This is a genomic window from Cupriavidus sp. H18C2 (genome assembly GCF_049393795.1).
In the GTDB taxonomy this organism is placed as follows: domain Bacteria; phylum Pseudomonadota; class Gammaproteobacteria; order Burkholderiales; family Burkholderiaceae; genus Cupriavidus; species Cupriavidus pauculus_C.
The window spans coordinates 1153458-1174680 of record NZ_CP186010.1; the positions used below are offsets into that span (position 1 = coordinate 1153458).

At 62.5% G+C, this 21223-nt stretch carries 12 protein-coding genes; 8 read left to right on the forward strand and 4 right to left on the reverse strand.

Annotated features, from left to right (window positions below; genetic code table 11):
- Positions 1–346: 346 nt before the first annotated feature.
- The 3 genes from EPAKOI_RS05490 to EPAKOI_RS05500 are packed head-to-tail and all read right to left on the reverse strand — an operon-like array spanning position 347 to position 4983.
- Positions 347–1312 (reverse strand): helix-turn-helix transcriptional regulator, encoded by a 966-nt coding sequence (locus EPAKOI_RS05490; RefSeq protein ID WP_423193181.1) that lies wholly within the window; start codon positions 1310–1312, stop codon positions 347–349.
- A 3-nt stretch (positions 1313–1315) separates the two neighbouring features.
- Positions 1316–2818 (reverse strand): DUF2779 domain-containing protein, encoded by a 1503-nt coding sequence (locus EPAKOI_RS05495; protein WP_423193182.1) that lies wholly within the window; start codon positions 2816–2818, stop codon positions 1316–1318.
- A 47-nt stretch (positions 2819–2865) separates the two neighbouring features.
- Complete coding sequence (locus EPAKOI_RS05500) at positions 2866–4983, reverse strand: AAA family ATPase (RefSeq protein WP_423193183.1); 2118 nt, start codon at positions 4981–4983, stop codon at positions 2866–2868.
- 143 nt (positions 4984–5126) lie between these two features.
- Here EPAKOI_RS05500 and EPAKOI_RS05505 point away from each other — a divergent pair, with 143 nt between their 5' ends.
- The 5 genes from EPAKOI_RS05505 (at position 5127) to EPAKOI_RS05525 (ending at position 13117) form a co-directional block, all read left to right on the forward strand.
- Positions 5127–6758, forward strand: a complete 1632-nt coding sequence (locus tag EPAKOI_RS05505; RefSeq protein WP_423193184.1) for an ATP-binding domain-containing protein — start codon at positions 5127–5129, stop codon at positions 6756–6758.
- A gap of 907 nt (positions 6759–7665) precedes the next feature.
- On the forward strand, positions 7666–9141 hold the full coding sequence (locus EPAKOI_RS05510; protein ID WP_423193185.1) for a DUF262 domain-containing protein: 1476 nt from the start codon (positions 7666–7668) through the stop codon (positions 9139–9141).
- A gap of 2 nt (positions 9142–9143) precedes the next feature.
- Positions 9144–11156, forward strand: a complete 2013-nt coding sequence (locus EPAKOI_RS05515; protein ID WP_423193186.1) for a DUF262 domain-containing protein — start codon at positions 9144–9146, stop codon at positions 11154–11156.
- A 186-nt stretch (positions 11157–11342) separates the two neighbouring features.
- Positions 11343–11846 (forward strand): DUF6998 domain-containing protein, encoded by a 504-nt coding sequence (locus tag EPAKOI_RS05520; protein WP_423193187.1) that lies wholly within the window; start codon positions 11343–11345, stop codon positions 11844–11846.
- A gap of 203 nt (positions 11847–12049) precedes the next feature.
- A complete protein-coding gene (locus EPAKOI_RS05525) occupies positions 12050–13117 on the forward strand; it encodes a helix-turn-helix transcriptional regulator (protein WP_423193188.1) in 1068 nt (355 codons plus the stop codon).
- Positions 13118–13123: 6 nt separating this feature from the next.
- Here EPAKOI_RS05525 and EPAKOI_RS05530 read toward each other — a convergent pair whose 3' ends face one another.
- Entirely contained in the window at positions 13124–13897 is a 774-nt protein-coding gene (locus tag EPAKOI_RS05530; protein WP_423193189.1) for a hypothetical protein, read from the reverse strand.
- A gap of 234 nt (positions 13898–14131) precedes the next feature.
- Between EPAKOI_RS05530 and EPAKOI_RS05535 the strand changes: the two genes are divergently transcribed.
- The 3 genes from EPAKOI_RS05535 to EPAKOI_RS05545 are packed head-to-tail and all read left to right on the forward strand — an operon-like array spanning position 14132 to position 21116.
- Positions 14132–16795: a PD-(D/E)XK nuclease family protein gene (locus EPAKOI_RS05535; protein WP_423193190.1), complete on the forward strand. Its 2664-nt coding sequence runs from the start codon at positions 14132–14134 to the stop codon at positions 16793–16795.
- An 8-nt stretch (positions 16796–16803) separates the two neighbouring features.
- Positions 16804–20172, forward strand: coding sequence for a UvrD-helicase domain-containing protein (locus EPAKOI_RS05540; RefSeq protein WP_423193191.1), 3369 nt, complete (start codon positions 16804–16806; stop codon positions 20170–20172).
- Between the two features lie 8 nt (positions 20173–20180).
- On the forward strand, positions 20181–21116 hold the full coding sequence (locus EPAKOI_RS05545; RefSeq protein WP_423193192.1) for a 5'-nucleotidase: 936 nt from the start codon (positions 20181–20183) through the stop codon (positions 21114–21116).
- The last annotated feature ends 107 nt before the right edge of the window (positions 21117–21223 follow it).

A 21223-nucleotide genomic window follows, 5' to 3' on the forward strand; every position in this document is an offset into this window, starting at 1 on the left:
ACTAGTGCTGCTGCGAGCATCGCCGTATTGCCGCGAAAGCAAATGAGGTCGTACTTGCGTTGATAGAAGGGGGTCCTGAACACCCAAAGACTCTTCACTACCGCAACGGCGGCGAGAGCCTTGCCAGCCATTGCCATATTCCGTTCAAACATCTCTTATTTTCCCGAAAGAATTTCACAACCCCGTCCATCGCATACGCGTCGAGCGCGCAATTATCGCATCAGCCATTCTTTCAGCTGCATTTTGTTTGCACTGGCATTTCCGGTTGAATCGCCGGCAGGTTGGCTCTTCGCGCGGACCTTGCGGCAGCGTGGCGCGTGCCACTTGAGTGATCAATTTATGCATCTCAGGCTTCCGAAGCCGCCAAGCGCCGCACATCGCTCACCTGGTTTCCGAATCCGCGAAGCCACCATTCGAGTTGTGCGGTTTCGACGACGGTCGCATGAATCTCGAACTGACTGCCAAGCTCACGGACTTCCTGATCCATTGACAAGGGCGATTCCAGTAGGTGCAAGCCAGCTTCCTTGTCGATTCGGAAGGTAAGGCGAATTCGCTTTCCCTCTCCAAATCCAAAGCGACCATCTGCGTCGTACTTTTGCAAATCGAAGTTCTTTGGCCTCTCGAACGAGAGCGTGGTTGCCTGGGCAGATGAAATGCGGTGCAAAGCGAGGCTGCGCTCGTTTTCGTATCCCTCGTAGCGACACACCAGATAGAGCCTGCAACCTTGCTGGGCTAGCCCGAGCGGCATCACCTTGGCGTCCTTGCGTTTGCCTGCGGCATTCTTGTAGTCCACGTCTAGCCAGCAGTTTGCATAGAGCGCGTTGCTGACTGCCTCGAACACGCCAGGCTTGATCTTCGGTGCCAGCAGCGGCTGGGTCGTGCTGACCACTCTTACTTTCGACAGCCACTCCCGCTCGCGCTTGCCGGTGGGCTGTTGCACGAGATTCGTGTGCGCCTGTTGAAAAAAGCCTTCCATGGACTTCATCAAACTGCTTGGCAACAAATTGCGGAGGTGCTGTTCCGCCAGCGCCAGCATGAGCGATTCCTGCTCGCTGAGTACCGGCAGCGATAGTCCGCTAGCCCGATCCTTCCAGCGATAGCCATACGGCTTGCTGCGATCATCGCGCTCGATTTCGAAATGCGTGCTGAGCATTTCGAGTTGGCGCTGGATGCTACGCAAGTCCCTGTCGTGGCCAGCATTCTTCAACTGCTCATGCAGCTCGCTCGCGGAGATTTTGCGATTGCGGGGAATGCGGCGCAGGAGTTCCAGGGCCAGTAGGGCCGTTTCCAAGGTGTCGGGTCGCTTTGCCATGTATTACAGCTTCAGATCGCTTCTGCCGGCAAGGAATTGCCAAAGCCGCACCATGGCGAAGGTATCCAGGCCGCAGTAGGCAAGGAGTTGCTGTGCTATCTGGTCCTTGCGGGCGCGCGTGGTGCCATGGTGAATGGCTTCCTGGTAGGCATGCATGGCCATGCCGCCGTCCTGAACACCTTCCAGTGTGTCGTAGCGTAGATCGGGCGCGATCGCCGGAAGAACCCGCTTAATGCTCCAACTGCCGTGTTGGCTGGGATGGTAGTAGCGACGCCCGGAAATGGGTAGCAGATCTACCACGCGCGCGATGATGGCGTGCAGTGCGGCTTCAAGCCAGGGGAAACGTTGTGCGAGTTCGCGCATGCGCGTGGTCTCGAATGCCGCGTTGTAGACGAAGACGGGCCCATTTTCCCCGCAACTCGCAATCAGCGCCTCGGTGAAGGCCAGCGAGGGATCGTCTCCCGACAAATCCAGAAAGGATCGCTGTTCCAGCTTGCCTGTGCGCGACAGGCGGTGCACGCTGAACTGGAAGGGCAATTGCTGATAGGGGCGGGTCCCTTTCCAGATTGGCACCGCGAACTGGATAGTCTCGAAGTCGAGAAAGTATGCGGGTAACTTATGGCAAGCCAATTCAGCGGCCGCGCCTGTGGCATCGAAAAAGGCCTGTCCGGACAAGGTGTGCGTCTTGACGCGGAACTGCAGCTCGTTGAGCAGCGAGTCGGGCACGTCCCGCAGATCGGAGACGCCTTCTTCCTCGATCAGTGCCTTGAGTGCCTTGGTCCGAACGCGGGGCAGCCATTGCACTGGATATTCGGCCTGAGGCTCCTGGCGCTGGCAATAGACGAGAAAGCCGCACTCGTAAGGCGCACCGCAGTGTCTGCCAGTGCGTACTGGCGGCTCATCGGGGTGAGCGGCGATCGCCTGTGCGTCGGCGATCCAGCCCTTCACTTCTTCTCCGCGATTGAACGCGTCCGCCGTAAGATCGTTCTCCACCAGCAGCCCGCGATAGTCCTCCGTGCCCGGATAGGTCCAGGTACTGTCGATGTGGGCCAGCGCGATCGAGGCCAGTGGCACACCAGCGCTCCTTGCCACGAAAGCTTGCACAGCCACATCGTCACGGTGGTAGTCCTTGACGCTGGTGGTGGACTTGACCTCTACCATCCGCCAGGCCGGCTTGGCGCCGTTGCGCATCGGGAGCATAACGTCGGCGAAGGCCAAGGCCCCGCCGGCCACGAACCCGGCCTCGAAGATGGGCTGCGGGAAGCGGAGCAACTCGGTGCTGCGCGCCAATGCCGGGGCATAGCCATCCTTTTGTGCGTCGATCAGGATGCCGGTCCTCTCCGGATCATAGAGCCGCTGGGCGACTTCCCCCACCTGATGCCCGACTTGGAAGGCGGTTTCCGTCGCGGCCGAATCCTCGCGCAGGTCACTGCGGTGAATCTCCAGCCACAGTCGCTTGGGGCATTGACGAAAGGCCATCAGCTTCGACTTCGATAGGGAGCGCATTTTTCTTCTCGCGAGCAGGCTGCGGGATTATTCCACGCAAATGTGAATCAGAGAAAGCCGATTACGCTCTTTATTTCGCCCTTTATCGCGCATTCAGCCTCGAGCGCGGCGACGAAATCGGAGGAGGACATGAAGGGCCGGAAACCATGCTGGCGCATGACGGCGGCGAAATCCCCGGGAGTCAGCACCTCGAGCCGGCCTAGCCGTGCCTGCAGATCCGCGGTGGGAGCCGGGAGTCTGAGCAACTCGCACTGGCGGCCGAGCAGCTCCCACGCCTGGATTGGGCTCAGGTAGTGGAACTTCACCTTCAGGTCGAAGCGCCTCAGAGCCGCCTGATCCAGGTCGTCCATCAGGTTGGTCGATGCCAAAAATACCCCGGGGAATGACTCCAGCTGGGTCAGCATTTCATTGACAAGACTGACCTCCCAGCTGCGCTGGGCGCTGCGCCGGTCCTGCAGGAAGCTGTCAACCTCATCAATTAAGAGAACTGCCCCATCTTGCGCGGCTTGCCGGAAGGCGCGGGCGATGTTCTGCTCGCTTTCACCTACCCATTTGGAAATAAGGTCGGAAGCCCGAACTTCATGGAGTGGGGCCTCAAGTTGCTCGGCCAGCCAGCGGCCATAGGCGGTCTTGCCGGTTCCCGGCGGCCCGTACAGACAAAGCCGTCCAGCTCGGGTCCGGGCCAGTCCGGCAGCCAGCACGGTTAGGTCAGCGTCCGCGTGGACGAAGGCTGGGTCATAGGTCTCCGGCAAACGGCCGGGGTCCGATTTTGCGATCGGCTTGTGCCCCTGGGCTTCCAGGGTATTGCCGATAAGTAGTTCCATGGCAGTAGCAGCGCCCTCCGGGCCGAGCTCCTGCTGGATCGCCCGCACTACCGATGCCGCGCGTGTGACGATGGCCGGTGCAAGCACCTCGGATTCTGCTACGCGGTGCACGCCGCGAACGTCAAGCAGTCCGGCGCAGGCGCTCTCGATGATCCTCGCGCGTTGTTTGCGCGGAGGCACGGGCAATTCCAGAATCATGTCGAAGCGGCGCAGAAAGGCTCCGTCCAGCCCACGTGCGGAGTTCGACAGCCAAAACGTGGGCACGGGGTTGGCCTCCAGTGTCCGATTGATCCAGGCTTTGCGAGTCTGAGCAGTGCTCTTGCGCCCAAACAGACCATCGCCGTCATTAAAGACGTCTTCCACCTCGTCGAATAGGATTAGCGCTCGGCGTTGGCTGAAGAAGCTCTGGGCGGCCCGGAAGGCCCGCAGCCGCCGCTCGCCGTTGATTGGATCCCCATCCCCGCTCTCACTGGCAACTTCGAAGATCTCGGAGCCGAGTTCGCGTGCTAACACCTTAGCCAACTGACTCTTGCCGGTACCGGGCGGGCCGTAGATGAATACGTTCACACCCTTGCGCCCCTCCGTCATGGCACGCCGCAAGTAGGGCTGTAGCACCTGCAAGGAGGCCTCCACGTGCCGGTAGTCGTCCAGCCCCAAATGCGCCGGGCCGGCCGGCGCGACGGTGTCGCGCAGCAGGCAGACGGGATCGGCATCGGACGAGACAATGTGGTCGGCGAAAGTGTCGGAGAGCAGGTCCAGTTTGCCGCTAAGCGATGTGCGGCAGCTGCGGTCCACGGACACCAGACCCGACTGAGCGAGCACCCCATGCGTGCTCAGGGCGTCCCGCACCTCCGCCTCGGAGTAGTCGAGCAAGAGGGACAACACCTGGAAAACCTTCGCGGCCGACAGCGACCCCAGCCAGTCCGCCGTATCGTCGAGCAGGCGCTCGTTCTTGAGCATCACCACGAATGCCAAGATGCTGCAATCCAGTTCGGATAGTCCTACCAGGCCTGCCAGGCGGGCAATGTTGCTGACCAAGAAGACGGGCATGTTGCCGTCGGCGTCCTGGTACGCGCTCTCGGCGTCTTGGTGGAGTTTGCGCAACCGGCTTCGTACCAGATGCGGGTCAAATTCCGAATCTTCGGGATCCACGTATTCGCCGAGGCCGATCAAATGTGCCAGGGAATCATTGCCGAAGCCAGTGCGCTGGATGAATTCCCGGTGCGCGCCAAGCGGCACGAGTAGGCGCATCAGCCAAAGTCGGACGGCGGCAGGCACGTTCTCGGGCGTCAGGGTAGGGCGGGGTCGGCGGCGCAGCAATTTGCGAGTCTCCTTGATCATGAGGGAATTGTCCGCGGACCTGCGACAGAATGTGTCGCATGCAGGTGGCATTCGGGGCTGGGGGATTCAACGCTGGTCACGGTGCCGTCCGCGCGTCGTCTTCTGGGGTATCCTCGGGCAGTTCCACGAGACGGAGAAATCGGATGGCCCGCGTTGTTCCCGATGGCTGGGAGACCATGGAAGGAGAAGGCCCGCTTCAGCGGGAGCTCGATACGCTCAGTGTGCTGGCCGCCGGTTTGCCAGATGGCTACACGATCTACCACGCCGTGCACTGGACCAATGTGGAGCGCACACATGCGATTTACGGCGAAATTGATTTCGTCATCATGAATCGCGCTGGCCACCTGATGCTGATCGAGCAAAAGAGTGGACTCCTCCTCGAGACCCCCGACGGCCTCGCGAAGAACTACCGTGGAATGATCAAGTCGGTGCCGGTGCAGATGGGCCGCACGGCCGACGGGCTGCGTGGCAAGCTGATGCGTGCGCTCAACGGGCAGCGGGTGTTCATTGAGCACCTACTATATTGCCCGGACCATATCGTCCAGTCGCCCCTGACCGCGGGTTTGTCTCCGGAGCGCATTGTCGATGCCCGGCGGCGTGACCAGCTCTGCGGCTTGATTCAGCGCATCCTCCCGGTCGGGGAGCACGACGCCGTTGCTGGGCGCATTGACCGCTTTCTGTGCGACATCATCCAGCTCGAAACTGATGTCAGCGCGCTCGTTGGGCAAGCGCGCGCGCTCGTCACACGCGTGTCCGGCGGCCTGGCGCACTGGGCGCGCCAGCTCGATATCGAGCCGTTCCGTCTGCGCGTGACTGGAACTGCCGGCTCTGGTAAGACGCAGCTTGCACTCGCAGAGTATCGCGCGGCCATCGCGAGCGGAAGGCGGCCTTTGTATGTCTGCTTCAATCGTCCGCTGGCGGATCATTTCGGGCACATCGCACCCGCTGGCGGCAGCGTCTGCACATTTCACATGCTGTGCGATCGGCTGCTCAGGTATGCCGGGATGACGCCGGACTTTTCGCAGCCGGACGCATTCGCGAATTTGGTGGCCGCTGCTCTGGACCTGCATGTGGCACCGGATTTCTTGTTCGACACCGTGATCGTGGACGAGGGCCAGGATTTCGCACCAGAGTGGTGTGATTTCGTCCTCCGCCATGCCAAGCCGCAGGCTCGGGTGCTGTGGCTGGAAGACCCACTACAGAACATCTATGGCCATCCGCCCGCCGAGCTTCCCGGTTGGGTGAGGCTGCGCGCCAGCAGCAATTTCCGCAGCCCGCGCCCAGTGGTCAAGCTTCTGCAGTCAATTGTGCCTCTGGGGGCGGAAATTGAGGCGGCCGCGCCCATCGCAGCAGATGAGGTTGAATTCCTGGTCTACCGTGACGCGGCCGAGATGCGCGAGTTCGTCAAAGAGGGCATTCGCCTATGTCACGCATCGGGCTTCCGCAAGGCGGACGTGGCGCTACTCAGCTACCGCGGCCGAGAAAGCTCGCGCCTGTTAGGCTTTGACCAGCTTGGCCCGCACACGCTGCGTACCTTCACCGGCAGCTACGACGCACACGGGCAGCCAGTATACTCACAAGGCGATATCCTGGCGGAATCCGTCTATCGCTTTAAGGGACAGGCGGCGCCGGCTGTGGTCCTTGCCGAAGTCGATTTCGAGGCGCTGGATGAGAAGGCGGTCATGAAGCTTTTTGTCGGCGCCACGCGGGCGACCATGAAGTTGGTGATCGTGCTGTCCGACCAGGCAGCCGCGGTATTGTTGGAGCGGTTATAGCCCCGTCCCGCGCCGATATCCATTCGCCTCGCGAGGACCGGCACGGCACTGATATGTCGGCCGTTGGTATGCGGTCCAAGCCCAGGATGACCATCAGTTTTCAGGCGATGTGTCCCCTGGGCTCGGCATACTGTCACTTCTCATGCGTCCGGCTTGGACTGTAGGCGCATCCCGATCCGTTGGACGTAGAGCCACACCAGCGGCATTTCTTATCGCCGCTGCCATGTCTATGCGCCTTTGTGGGGCTGTAGGGGCAACCTCTACCATGGCTGCTCGATCCGCAAAACTCGCACTTCCTATCATCACCGGTGTGCTCATGCCGCTTGTGGGGGCTGTAGGCACACCCGCCACCGTAGCTGCTGGAACCGCAATATCTGCATTGGCTCATGGTAAGTCTTCTCCTCATTAGGAATGGGCCAGCGTTGTGCCAAAATCGGATTTGCCGACGCTATCACTGAATAGTCGGTCTGGGCGTTGATCGGGCATGTCGATCTAGAGTTGGATCAAATCAATCCAGCAGCTTCAGTACTTCTCATCCTGTTCATCCCGGAAGCCTGGATCGTCGTATATGAGTCCTGCATCGCTGCGTCCGACGAACTCGCTCAGCATTTCATGCCCGGCACGCGTGGAGTGCGGGGGTTGACAACTGCTTCACCTATTCTGCGTGGACATCTGCTCATCTGATGCGCAGATGTCCGGCAATACTAATCTCCACCCATTGGAGGGGATTCATGCATTTCGTTTCGAATGCTGATTTCGTTGTCGTATATGCAATAACCGTTCTTGATAGGCGAGTCACCTCGACCGCTGGATAGGAGGCTTAAACTACAATGAACTGCCGGAAAATCAGGCGCTATCGGAACGCAAACGCCGGAGTAACGGACAATGCGGGAATTACATCGGAAACATGGTGAAGATGGGCGAAAGGAACGGATCGGGCGATAATCCGGTCGATGTCAGCGTACTCAGTTTCAACGAACTGTTTACTTCGAAAGACTGGCCCCTTGCAGTGGATACTTATCAGCGCGGCTTTGTATGGCACCACGACAAGATCGCGCAACTGATCGATGACCTGGTCGCCTATCAGGGGATTCAGACTTCCAAGCCCCCATACTTCATGGGCACGGTCTTGCTCCACCGGAGCGCCGAGAAGCGGAAGCGCTACGTGATTGACGGTCAGCAGCGGTTGACCGCGTTATGCGTGCTCTACTACTGCCTTCACAAAAAGTTGCCGCCGCAGTGTGCGTTGCGCTATTCGCCCGCGTCGGCGCGCTTGATCCGTGCGGCGGCACATCAATTCCGGCAAGCGACGAAGAGGCCAGACGCGACGTTGTTCGAGCATGTAAAGTTTACCGTCGTACAGGTCGACCAGGTGGACCTTGCGTTCACGTTCTTCGATACGCAGAACAATCGCGGCGTGCCGCTGCATGCTACCGATTTGCTGAAGGCGTATCACTTGCGGGCTGTCACCGGTGCGACAACCGCCCAGCAGGAAAACCTGCAGACACAGTGCGCCAGGCGTTGGGAGCAATTGCAGAATGGCAAGGCGGTGTTGTCGCATGAAAAGGCATTGGTGCAGGCGATGTTCACGCGACTCCTGTGGCGGGCCCGGCGCTGGACGGGCAGGCGGGCACTCGAAGGCAATCACGACGCTCTGCTGCATGAATTCCAGTCGCAAAGCTTGCACGCGAGCGACGCACATAACACCGTACCGCTCTATCAGGCCCGCAGCAACCGGCGGGCCCTGTCGCTGACGCTTGCCGAGGATGGTCGCGGAGCGTTGCAATTGACCGAGATATCGTTGAGTCCGCATGCTGCCGACTTGCCTTTTGCGATTCGGCAGCCGATTCATCGTGGCTTGGGCTTCTTCCTTTACGCGGACAAATATGCCGCAATGCTCAGGCGGCTGATGCGGGACGCGACCAGCGATCGCGACGTGCTGCGCTTTCGCGACGTGTACCACGGGTTGATGCGAAAGAACTCGCTGTTCCTCGAGGAAATTTTCCTGCTCTCCGTGTTGTTCTATGCGGACCAGTTCGGCAGCGAACGGCTGTATGAATTCTCGCTTTGGCTTGAGCACGCATTGGGGGCGGTGCGGGTCGAGAAACAGCAGGTGAGGCAGGAGTCGGCGCAGAAATTCTTCCGCGATGCGCCGGTGATGAACCTGCTGGACGTGATTGCGGGCGCCTTTCGTCCGGACCAGGTCATCGACCACCTGAAAAGCCAGCGATATGAGAGTTACCGCAGCGAAGAGATCGATGCGGAAAAGAGTGGCGTTCAGGCCGCGTATAAGCGGGCGGTTCTCGATTACTACGGGCAGCCGCTCGGTTGCAGCCTCGCGGCGAAGGGCGATTGGGTCGCGCGGCAACTGTCGAAGGGGTAAGCATGACGACGATGCAATTGAATTCCAAGCTGTACAGCCTGGCGACGCTCACGGCCGAGCGTCCTCATTGGCGCTTCAACGTGCCAATCTATCAGCGGCTATATGTCTGGGGCGGAGATCAGGTACAAACGCTTCTCAACGACCTGATCAACGCATTCGAGCGTGGCGAGTCGCTCTTCTACCTCGGCAGCGTGCTGATGGTGGAGCAGTCCGCATTTGACGCGGACAGAGCGGAGCCCGCGCGCGTGTTCGACCTGATCGACGGCCAGCAGCGTTTCACGACGCTCTGGATGCTGTGTCACGCTTGGCGGCGTGCTCTTGAGCCGTTCCTGACGGTGCCGGCCGGTCGAACGAAGGAGCCGAGGCTGCGGTTCGCCATTCGACCGGAGGTCAATCAGATGCTTGACGCGTGGGCCGGTCAGGATCCCGCGTTCGTCGAGTCGGAGGAGACCGGTCTGGAACGCATGGGGCAGGCCGTCGAGTGCATGCAGCAGGTTTTTTCCGCCCGGGCGCTAGCCGATGCCGGGACGACGCAGGTGATCGATTGGGACGGCCTAACCCGGTTTGTGTTCGAGAAGGTGAACTTCGTGGTGACCGAGGTGCCGCGTGATACTGATCTGAACAAGTTGTTCGAGGTAATCAACAACCGCGGGGTTCAGTTGCAGCACCACGAGATCCTTAAGGCGCGCATGCTGGATGCACTGGACGAGCACGAACGTGCGAGCTTCGCGGTGCTCTGGGACGCCTGCGCCGACATGGAAAACTATTGCGAACGAAACCTAGTGGCGCTGTCCGGCTTGCCAGCCTACGAAGTCCACGCGCTATTCGCGGGCGGGCGGCTGAGCGACGGAAACGCAGTGCGGACCGCCACGGCCAGCCATCTGAATTCCACTGGCGGCCATCAGGCGCTGGACCTTATGGACATCCTTGGTGCCGAGTTGGATGACGCCGGCGATGCGTCCGACGACGAAGACGTCGTCGTCTCGGGGCGTGTGCGCTCGATCGTCGGGTTTCCGTTGTTGCTGCAGCATGTACTGCGTATTTGGCTATGCCGGCACAAGCGGCAGGATTTACCCCGTATCCTGGACCGTGAGCTGTTGACGCTGTTCGATGCACATTTCTTTAGCACCGAACCGGGCGCGCAATACGTTCGCGAATTCATCGACCTACTGTGGCAAGTGCGGGTGCTATTCGATTTTCACGTAATCAAGTGGGTGGATCGCGGTGATGACGACATCCACCTGATCAGCAGCGTGACGACCAGCACCTCGATGACTAAAAACGCGCGCCGGAGCTACATCAACCGATCGAGAGATGCTGACTCCCACCGTGGTTTCGCATTGCTGCAAAGCATGCTGTATTACTCACAGGAAAACACAACGCACTACTGGCTGACCCCGTTGCTGTCGTTCATGGTTCGGTATCCGGACGCGACGGCCCAGGCATATTTCCAGTTCCTGCAGCACCTAGACAATCATCTGCTTTGCTCGGCGGCTGACGCCCACCTGGTTGTCCGCACACGCTCGTTCATGGAAGATCCATGGCGGCGACAGCGTCTCGTATACAGGGATATGCTGACCAAGTCGGATGGCGTGAGCTTCGCGCACTATTGGTTCTACAAACTTGAGTTCGTATTGTGGCACCAGCAGGAACGAGTTTCGGAAGCGTGGCAGCGCTTCCGGTTGACCGCGAAAAATTCCATTGAACATATTTCACCGCAAACGCCCAGCAAGCGAGACGACAATCGGGCCGAAAAAATGATCGATCGATTTGGCAACCTGGCGCTCGTTTCGCGCAGCATCAACTCCGAATACGGCAACCTGCCATTCAATGAGAAGCGTCAACGTTTCCTTAATAACAATAAATCCAGGCTGGATTCGTTGAAGATGGCGCTGATTTATGAGAACGAAACGTGGAGCGACAAGCTCGCACTGAAACACGAGCAAGACATGCTCGGATGTTTCGAGCGCTATATCGCGTCGTGCGGGAGCGGTTCACAGTGGCAAGGCGAATAAGGGAACCGTATGGTGTGCGGTGGCGGCGGTTCAATCGTGCGGGACTTTTTGCACATCGGCGCTGGCGGAGTCACAGACCGTCCGCTCTGCAATGTGGCGGGGAGGTAGATCGCTATCAAGGATGTCTGTGGTGAGGGCTGGCCTCTGGGGCCTGATCAATAGTTCGTCATGACGGGATACAAGACGATGTCCGAAAAAGCACTCGTACTGCAATTGCCTGAGGCGGTTCGTGATCTATGGAATGCGCAACAAGCTTTGGCAAAGCATTACATGCACACTGGTTTGCGGTTTACATTGGATGGCCGTCTGGTTGGGGACATTGCCGAAGCTTTGGCGTTGCAACATTTCGACCTCGTGTTCCCGGACAAGCGTACGGGAGGAGTAGACGCGCTAACCAAGACAGGAAAGACCGTGCAAGTCAAGGCGACTGGCAAGGATCGCTCCGGCCCGGCGTTCACGCCAGGGAAAGGTGGCGCTGATTATCTGCTCTTCTTCAGGATAGACTTTGAGAGGAACACCGCGATAGTTGCCTACAACGGGCCCGAAGCGCCGATTCGCGAGCTGCTGCCGAATGGCGACTGGAGCGGGACAAAGGTGGTCGCCCTTGCCGACGTTGCGAGACTAGCGGCAGTAGTGCCGAGCGCAGAGACTCTCCCACTCAAGCCGGCCGATCATTTGGAGGGCTGTTGACAAACGATTTCAAGTGGCGGTCTTGAGGTTCTCGATGATACCGGACCCCTCCCCCTTCTCCCTTCCGTCCGTCCATCTGACCTTGTTGAGAGGGAGTTCATGCATTGCATCCCTCAGAAGTGGGGGCTTAAACGGGTTTCCCGCATGATCCCTATCCGTTAGGATTGGGCTTCAATTTGCCGTCAAACCACTAGCAAATCTGGATGTCGATTTCGAAGAACTGGCCACGTTTGGATGCGGAGATTCTGGCCTGCATGCCGACAGTGGCGGGAGAGCCGGTGGCCTCTGGCCAAATCATTGCGGCCGTTCGCGCCCGTTTTCCTCTGAACCCACCCAGCCGTCATACGATCCAGCGGGCGCTCGAGAACCTGGAGATCGGGGGGCTGGTCGGCAAGCAGGGCACCTCTCGTGACAGGGTCTGGTGGCGGACTGGAAAGCAGGCGCCATCGGAGTTGGCGCGTCGCCCACCGCTGGAGTTGGCCATCGCCTTGCTTACGTTGCGGCGCCACGCCCCTAACCATCTGCCTGGCCATGTCATACAGGGGTTGGAAGCTTACTTCGCCGGCGCCGAGCGGGTGCTGAGCGAAAGCCCCACCGACCCTTCGCTGGGTGATGCCCGCGCATGGGCCAACAAGACCGTGCGCGTTCATGCCGGCTACCCGTTGGTGTCCCCACCAGTCCACAGTGACATCCTGAACGCCATTCGCAAGGCGCTCTACACGTCGCGGGTGCTCGACGTGGCCTACCAGAACTCGCGGCTCGATACCGACGCACCAGACTCCTACCAGGTGGTGCCACTCGGGCTGGTGGAGCGTGGTCCCGTCCTTTACTTGGTTGCCAGTCGCCAGCGCCGTGATCGTACTTTCAAGATCTACCAGTTGCGGCTTGATCGTTTTGCCTCGGCGGCCTGCACGGACACGCCCGGCGTGCCCGATCCCGATTTCGACCTGGACGCATACGTCCGAGACGACCAGTCTTTCTCGTTTATGCCTGAAGGACAGATCCAGCTCGAGCTTCGCGTACGCGAGGAGGACGGGTATCGACACCTGTTTCGGGAGCAATGGCTGGCGTCCGATCAGAAAATTATCGACGAGCCCGGCGGGTTTCGGCTCAAGGCCACGGTTACGCTGTCCATCGCGCTGCGCAACCTTCTGATGGAGCGCAGCGCGCGCGTCGAAGTACTGTCGCCGCCCACGTTGCGGGGCGAGATCGCGGAAGCCCTGCGGCAGGCCATCGGTCGCTACGAAGCGAACGCGGTGGATGTGGCCTGAGCTAAGTCAAGCGCCAGCGAGGTCCGCCAGCTCCGTCGGCCATGGGTAGGCCACGAGGACTTCCGCCGACAAGTCGAACGTAGACGGGCGGCGCTGGAACATCCGCATGCGTTCACGCATGAGAGGATTGAGCGAGACCACCTCGTCCATGACATGAGCCGCTGCTGCGACCACCACGCGGGCGGGGGTGACACAGCTGAAGCTCAGGGCCGTGCGGACGGCATCCAATACGCGGTGCGCCAGCGTGTCGCAATCCGGGCCCGTCTCCTTCGACAACACGCACAAGGAGTTCGTAGCGGCCAATGCATGGATGCTCCAGGGCCGTTCCCCCGGCGCAACCAGCAGGGGTTCGATCATCGTGCGTGCGACGATCTCGAGGGATGTCGCAAGGCTGCGGGCACCAGACAGAATCCAGCAACCTTGCCGACGATTGGGCAGATGATGCGTCGAGCCCAAGACCAGTGCTACCTCGCTGGCGCCGCGGCGGAATGCCTTTTGCATGGCTTCCACGGGGCCCATTGCATTCCAGCGCGCGCCGCCGAAGTCACCGCTCAGACGCGTGGCGTCGACCAGGTGAATAACGACGTCCGGCCGGGACGCGGCCTTCGCATCGATCGACCATTTCAGCCGCCCGCCGAAATCAGGCAGGTCGGGCAGCAGCCCAGCGGCCTCCTGCTCGGAAAATCCCCAGTAACGCAGTAGCACCTGCTGACGGCGTGGCTGGATGATTGTGGTCTGGTGACTGCCCGAGGCGGCGGCGAGATGCGACATCGCGTACATGCGTGGTCCTCCTGATGAGTACGACATGAGCGCATTGTTGCCAGCGATCTGCGCATTGCATGCTCAGATGGTGCGATTCAATGTCGATCATCGCGAAGACCCCCCACAGCGAAGAAGCGTGCAGGCATCCCTCGTCCGAGGGGATGGCACTCTGGGTAGAGCCGTTCAGCATGTCGGCCTTGCTGCCGTTGTCAGCGACAATGTTGGGCAGTGCCGATCAGGAGTAAACAGGCAATGACAGTAGGCCATCGACAGACCATCATCACGCAGGGGCGGTTCGCCGCGCAGACGCTGCGCCTGGACGCCGCCCGCCATGGTCGGCAGGGCGTGCAGGTCCTCGCCATGGACCAAGTGGCGGCACGGCTGGCAGGCGGGTTCATCCAGCCGCTCGACGACGACACGCTGTTGGCGACCCTGCAGGCCGTACTACCCGATATCGATCTCGGCGAACTCGACAAGATCCGAATGCTGCCGGGCATGGCCGGCGCGGCTGCGGACACATTGCGAAAGGCCTGGCGGGCCGGCATTGATCTGCAGGCGCGCGCGGCGGACCATCCGCGGCTGACCTCGCTGGCGCGTCTTGAAGCGGCAGTCGTGGCCAGGCTCCCGAAGGCTATGCTGTACCCGCCCGATTTATTGCGCGCGGCGATGCAGCGTATCGAACTGGCGCCCCGAGTATTCGGCACGATCGAATGCGTCGGCATGGCGGATGTTGCACCGTGCTGGCGCCCGTTGGTGTTGGCACTGGCCGCGCGCCTCGACTTGCGTTGGCGCGCCGGGCCCCGCCCCGTCCCCGAATGGCTGGCGCTGCCTGCCGCCCAGATCGTGACCGAGCCGGCCCGGACACCGTCGGTCAGCGTCTTCAACGCGGCGACAGCACAGCATGAAGCCATTGAGGCCATGCGCTGGGCGCGGGAACTGCTGGCCAGCGGACGCGCACGGCCCGAGGAAATCGCCATCGCCGCGGTGTCGCCGGCTGACTATGACGGCTATTTCCTGTCCCTCCGGGCCGATGCCAATCTCGATATCCACTTCGTGCACGGCGTGTCGGTGCTGGCCAGTCGGGAGGGGCAGACCGCGGCCGCGCTTGCCGACATCCTCGTACGAGGCCTTTCGCAGGTGCGCATGCGGCGGCTTAGCCGCCTGTGCGCCGGCGGCAAGGGATTACTCGGCGGACTGCCGTCGGGCTGGACGCGTCTGCTGCCGGCCGATGCGCCGATGACTTCCGGTGCGGCCTGGAGCCGCTGGCTGGCACGGCAGGCGACCCAGGACTGGCCGGACGAGCAGGACCACGGGCCGACGCTGGCCAAGGCGCTGTCCCTGCTTGGCCAGGGCGTGCAGGCAGCGCATGAGGCCGGCGAGGCGTTGCTCGAGAGCAGGGCGCTGGCCATCTGGAGGCGGGCATTGCTCGCCGGGCCGGCGGCAGCCGTCGACGTGACACTGGGGACGCTGAAGCAGGACGACGGGCTGGAAGCCTGCGCCAGCGTGGCGTGGGTGCCCGCGGCGTCGCTGGCGGCCGCGCCGCGTCGCTACGTGCGGCTGCTTGGCCTGAACTCATCGCGCTGGCCGCGCGGTGTGAGCGAGGATCGTCTGCTTTCCGACCATATCGTGCCATCGGCGGAACTCGATCCCACGCCGCCTGGCGCCATAGATCGTCGCGATTTCGCCATCATTCTTGCCACTACGCAGGACGAAGTGGTGCTGTCGCGTGCTCGGCGCGATGCGGAAGGGCGGCTTCTCGGGCGGAGTCCACTGCTGCACGGCCTGCCAGAGGAGATTTATCTGCGGCGCAATGGCGAGGTGGCGCACGCATTCAGTGAAACGGACCGGCTCCTCTCGCGACCCGCGGAGTTTGCCGGGTTAACCCAGGCGCGGTCGGCCATGCAGGGTTGGCTCGACTGGCACACGCCGGCGCTGACACCGCATGACGGGTTGGTCCGCACCAATCATCCTGTAGTCGCCGCGGCGCTGGCGCGCACGCAATCGGCAAGTTCGCTGAGCCGGCTGCTGCGCAATCCGCTCAGTTTCGTCTGGCAGTACGCATTCGGCTGGCGGGCGCCGCAAAGCGGCAGCGAGCCGATCGTGCTCGATGCCCTGAGCTTCGGTAACCTGGTCCACTTGGTGCTGGATAGAGCCGTGCACGCGCTGGAGGGCGGAGGGAGTCTGGCTGCGGCCAGTTCGGCAGCCATCGACGCCGCCGTGGCGACGGCCGTTCAGGAGGCAGCAGCGCAGTGGGAAGTGGAAGCGCCGGTTCCGCCGGCAGTGATCTGGCGCCGCACGCTGGACGAGGCGCGCACGCTGGCATCGCTGGCGCTGCGGCATCGGGACGCGCGGCTGGCCAATGCTCTCGCCTACGGCGAAGTGCCGTTCGGCGGGGTCGAGCCGAAGCCAGGCAGCCACGCCGTGCCCTGGGACGCCACGGCGCCCGTCGAGATCCCCGGCACCGGGTTCCGCATCAAAGGGTATATCGACCGCATCGACATCGCGCGTGATGGCCGGCGCGCAGCCGTGACCGACTACAAGACCGGCCGCGCGGTGGAGGACGATGCGCGGCTGCGCGGCGGCAAGGAGTTGCAGCGCTGCCTATACGCATTCGCGGTAAAGGCACTGTTGGGCAATGACGTCGAGATCTACGCCTCGCTGCTGTTCCCGCGCGAGGGCGTGGACCTGCCACTGGCCGATCCCGAGCAGACGCTGGCCGATCTGGCCGGCTACCTGCGCATCGCGCGGCGCAGCCTGCTGGAGGGCGCGCTGCTGGCCGGCCCAGATGCTGGCGGCAGCTACGACGACCTGCGCTTTGCGCTGCCGGCCAATGCCTCCGCCACTTACCTGCGCCGCAAGACCGAGGCCACCACCATGCGTCTGGGCGCTGCTGTCCAAGTCTGGGACGCCCTATGACAACCACCATGACAAAGATCCTTGCCGATAATGAAGCCCGCCGCGTGGCGATCGCCGCGCACGACCGCTCGTTGCTGGTGGAAGCCGGCGCGGGATCGGGCAAGACTGCCGTGATGGCCGGCCGCATTGTGATGCTGCTGGCCAAAGGCGTCGCGCCCAAACGGATTGCCGCCGTGACGTTCACCGAATTGGCCGCGAGCGAGCTGTTGATCCGCGTGCGCGAGTTCGTGGCCGCGCTATTGGCCAATCCGGCGCAGCCGCCTGCGGAAATGGTCGCCGCGCTACCGAACGGTCTCGATTTGGCGCAGCAGGCCAACCTGGCTGCCGCCAACCACGTGATCGACGAGATGACCTGTTCGACGATCCACGGCTTCTGCCAGCGCCTGATCAAGCCCTATCCCGTGGAGGCCGATATCGATCCCGGCGCCACACTGATGGACCGTGACCAGGGCGATCTGTCCTTCCAGGAGATCGCGGACGACTGGTTGCGCGATGCCCTGTCGCGTGATGACAGCCTGCTGGCCGAGCTGGCGCTGCGCGATCCCGATCAGACAATTGCGCTGGTGCACAAGGTGCTGGGGCTGCTGCGGCACAACCGGCACGCCACGGCCAGCCGGCCAAAGCCGCTGGCCGCGACGGGCGCGCTGTTTCTGCAGGCCAGCGAGTCGCTCGCGGCCTTTCTGCGCGAGTGTGGCGACGCGGCCGAGGCCGAGACCGTCGAGATCTCAGCATGCTTCGGCGGCATGGCTGCGGCACTCGCGCCGCTGCTCGATCGGGATGGTCCGGCCGCGCTGGCGGCGCTGCTCTTCACGCGTGCCGACGAGGCGTTGCTGACATCCTCTGGAAGCTTTGCTGCGTTCCGCAAGAAGGGCAAGTGGCAAGCGGCGGCGAAGCTGGCCGGTTTGTCAAAGCCGGATGCCGAGAACCTCTGCGACCAGGCAGCGGCGTACTACGCGGCTTGCTGCGTGACCTGGGATGACTTCTCGCAGCAGATGGCCTCCCATGTGCTTGCCGAGATGGTGGCGCTGCTCGGGCCCGTAACCGAGCGCTTTCGCGCCTACAAGCGGGACGCCGGCCTGCTCGACTTCGACGACCTGATCCACGCCGCGCGAGATCTGCTGCGCGACCATGAGCCGGTCCGGCAGGCGCTCGCCGCGCGTTACGCGCACGTGCTTGTCGACGAGTTCCAGGACACAGATCCGCTCCAGTCGGAGATCTTCTGGCGGCTGTGTGGCGATCCTCCTGCCGGCGCGGACCAATCCGACTGGAGCTGCTACCGTATCCGCGAAGGGGCGCTGTTCCTCGTGGGAGACCCGAAGCAGGCTATCTACCGCTTCCGTGGTGCGGATGTGGCCGCCTATGTGCAGGCGCGGGACGCATTTGCGGCGCAGGATGCCAGCAGCATCCTGGCAATCTCGACCAACTTCCGCTCCCAGGCTCCGATCTTGCACTACGTGAACGAACGCTTCGCGGCACTGCTGTCGACGGAGATCGGGCAGCCCGGTTTCACCGCGCTTCATCCATTTCACGCCGCCGTAAGCGATTCGCCGTGCGTAGTGGCACTGGACGTGGTGCCGGCTGGGGCTGGATCGGACCAATTGCGCGACGCGGAAGCCGAGGCGGTGGCGGACCTGTGCGCGCGCCTGATCGGCAGCCATATGCTCGTCGACCGCAAGAGTGGGTCGCCGCGTGCGTGCCGCCCCGGCGATATCGCCCTGCTCGCGCCCACGGGCAGCGAGCTGTGGCGCTACGAGGAGGCGCTGGAGCGCCGCGGCGTGCCGGTGGCCACGCAGGCGGGCAAAGGCCTCTATCGCCGGCAGGAGATCCAGGACCTGATCGCGTTGACCCGGGTACTTGCCGATCCCGCCGACACGCTGGCGCTCGGGGCGCTGCTCAGGGGGCCGCTGGTGGGGCTCAGCGAGGAGACGCTGCTCGATATCGTCGCCGCACTGCCACGGCCGGACGATGCGCCGGAAGCGATCCCGCGCCTCAGCCTCGGCAGCGACGCGCAGCACATCGTCGATCCGCACGCGCGCGATATCCTGCAGAAGCTGCAGTCGCTGCGCCGCCGGGCCAATACCACTACGCCGCATGACCTGCTCGCCCAGGCAGTGGATGTCATGCGCGTGCGCCCGTTGCTGATGCAGCGCCATCGCGGGCAGGCCGAGCGGGCGCTGGCAAACGTCGACCTCTACCTGAACATGGCGAGCGCCTATGCAGTGCGCGGCCTGCGGGCGCTGGCGATTGCCATGACCGAGGCATGGGACGACGAATCGCGCGCGCCGGAAGGGCGTCCGGATGCCCAGGAGGAGGCCGTGGCACTCTACACGATGCATGCCGCCAAGGGCCTGGAATGGCCAATCGTGGTGCCGATCAACACGATGACGCAGACCCGTGCTGCAGAGAGCACGCTGGTGGACCGTCAGAGCGGCTGCGTCTACTGTCCGGTGTTTGGCCTGTCGCCGGTGGGACTGGACAAGGCGCGTCGGGCCGAGCAGGAGGAAGTGGGGCGCGAGCGCATCCGGCTCTGGTATGTGGCGGCCACCCGGGCGCGGGACCTGCTGGTGCTGCCGCGTTTGGCCGCGGACATGCGCGACAACATGTGGATAGCCCTGCCGAGTTTCCCGCTGCGGGAGCTGCCGGGCCTTGACGTTGCGGAACTGCCTGAGGCGCCCGGTATCGCCCCGGTCGAAGCGGGCAACCGGCAGACCCGTGCACAATTCGAGGAAGAGGCCACGCGCATCGTCCAGTCACATCGCAAGCTCACCTGGCTGGCACCGAGTCGCGACGAAGGCGTCGGCAGCCCGCTGCTGGCGCCGGCCGAGCCTGCCACCGTGACGCCGAACCTCGACGAGGGGGCGGCAGAGGCCAGCTCGGCGCGAGTGCAGGGCGGTCGCGAACGCGGTCTGCTGATCCACAAGCTGCTCGAAGAGGTGCTGAACGGGGAGGTCGCGGATGATCCGGACAGCCTGCTGGCACGTGCCGGGGTGCTGATCGGCATGCTTGGACTGGTTTCCAACGACGATCCGGCGCGCGGGGTGTCGGCGGCCGAGATTGCCGGTTGCGTGGGCCGCACGCTTGTCTTGCCAGAGATTGCCGAGATCAGGCCGGTGCTGGTGCCCGAGTATGCGCTGCTGTCGGCGACGGTCACGGAAACCGGGGAGTCGGCCACAGTGGGCATCGCCGATGCGGTCGGCTTCTCCCCCGATGGCAAGCCGCAGGTGGTGGTCGACTGGAAGAGCGATGTCAATCCGACGCCTGAGACGATCGACCATTATCGCGCGCAAGTGGGCCAGTACTTGACGATGACAGGGGCGTCGCGCGGCCTGATTGTCATGGCGACGTCGGGTCGCGTGGTGGAAGTCCGGATCAAATGAAGGGAAGCATGGCGTATCCGATTGAAAACAAGCTGGTCATTGGTGTGGCGTCTAGTGCGCTGTTCGATCTGAGCGAATCTGACGATATCTATCGGCAGGAAGGGGTGGAGGCCTACCGACTGCATCAGGAGCGCAAGCTCGACACTCCGTTCGCCAAGGGGGTGGCATTTCCGTTTATCAGGCGGCTGCTCGGCATCAACAAGGCCTTTCCCGACCAGTTGCCGGTAGAGGTGGTGCTGCTGTCGCGTAACTCTCCGGAAACAGGGCTGCGGATCTTTCGTTCCATCGAGCACTACGGGCTCGACATCTCGCGAGCGGCATTCATGGCGGGCGGTTCCCCGCATCCCTATATCCCTGCCTTCAACGCCTCGCTGTTCCTGACGGCCAATGAGGCGGATGTGCGCGATGCAATCGACTCGAACTACCCGGCCGGGCTGGTGCTGCCCTCCACGGTATCCGACGACGAACTAGACATGGAACTGCGCGTGGCGTTCGACTTTGACGGGGTAATCGCCGACGATGAATCAGAGTCAGTGTTCAAGCGGAACAACGATGTAGGCGAGTTCCAGGCGCACGAACTGAGCCGCCGCGAGATTCCGCACCAGCCCGGCCTGCTGGCCAACCTGTTCCGGCAATTGGACGCCCTGCGACAACTCGAGGAGGAACGGTTGGCGCAAGATCCCACATACAGGAAGATGGTCCGCATGGCGATCGTTACGGCCCGCAATGCACCGGCCCACGAGCGAATGGTGACCACGCTGAAGAGCTGGGGCGTGATACCCGACCAAGCGTTCCTGCTCGGAGGCATGGAGAAGTCGCGCATCCTGGGTGCGCTGCGGCCGCACATTTACTTCGACGACCAGATTGGCCACCTGCACTCGGAGGCAGGCAACATCCCGATGGTCCACATTCCGTTCGGCATCGCGAATCGGCGCGCCGCTTGACGCCGTATCCCTCGATTCGCTCCAGCCTTCCGTGCAGATTTGCGGTTTGGAATCCGCGCAAGACAGTCGGCGACCTCTGCTCCTGCCCGTGCGAGGGTCTTCTTTGG

Coding starts and splice junctions, on each gene's coding strand:
- EPAKOI_RS05490 (WP_423193181.1), bottom strand. CDS start 1,312: ATGGCAAAGCGACCCGACACCTTGGAAACGGCCCTACTGGCCCTGGAA.
- EPAKOI_RS05495 (WP_423193182.1), bottom strand. CDS start 2,818: ATGCGCTCCCTATCGAAGTCGAAGCTGATGGCCTTTCGTCAATGCCCC.
- EPAKOI_RS05500 (WP_423193183.1), bottom strand. CDS start 4,983: ATGATCAAGGAGACTCGCAAATTGCTGCGCCGCCGACCCCGCCCTACC.
- EPAKOI_RS05505 (WP_423193184.1), top strand. CDS start 5,127: ATGGCCCGCGTTGTTCCCGATGGCTGGGAGACCATGGAAGGAGAAGGC.
- EPAKOI_RS05510 (WP_423193185.1), top strand. CDS start 7,666: ATGGTGAAGATGGGCGAAAGGAACGGATCGGGCGATAATCCGGTCGAT.
- EPAKOI_RS05515 (WP_423193186.1), top strand. CDS start 9,144: ATGACGACGATGCAATTGAATTCCAAGCTGTACAGCCTGGCGACGCTC.
- EPAKOI_RS05520 (WP_423193187.1), top strand. CDS start 11,343: ATGTCCGAAAAAGCACTCGTACTGCAATTGCCTGAGGCGGTTCGTGAT.
- EPAKOI_RS05525 (WP_423193188.1), top strand. CDS start 12,050: ATGTCGATTTCGAAGAACTGGCCACGTTTGGATGCGGAGATTCTGGCC.
- EPAKOI_RS05530 (WP_423193189.1), bottom strand. CDS start 13,897: ATGTACGCGATGTCGCATCTCGCCGCCGCCTCGGGCAGTCACCAGACC.
- EPAKOI_RS05535 (WP_423193190.1), top strand. CDS start 14,132: ATGACAGTAGGCCATCGACAGACCATCATCACGCAGGGGCGGTTCGCC.
- EPAKOI_RS05540 (WP_423193191.1), top strand. CDS start 16,804: ATGACAAAGATCCTTGCCGATAATGAAGCCCGCCGCGTGGCGATCGCC.
- EPAKOI_RS05545 (WP_423193192.1), top strand. CDS start 20,181: ATGGCGTATCCGATTGAAAACAAGCTGGTCATTGGTGTGGCGTCTAGT.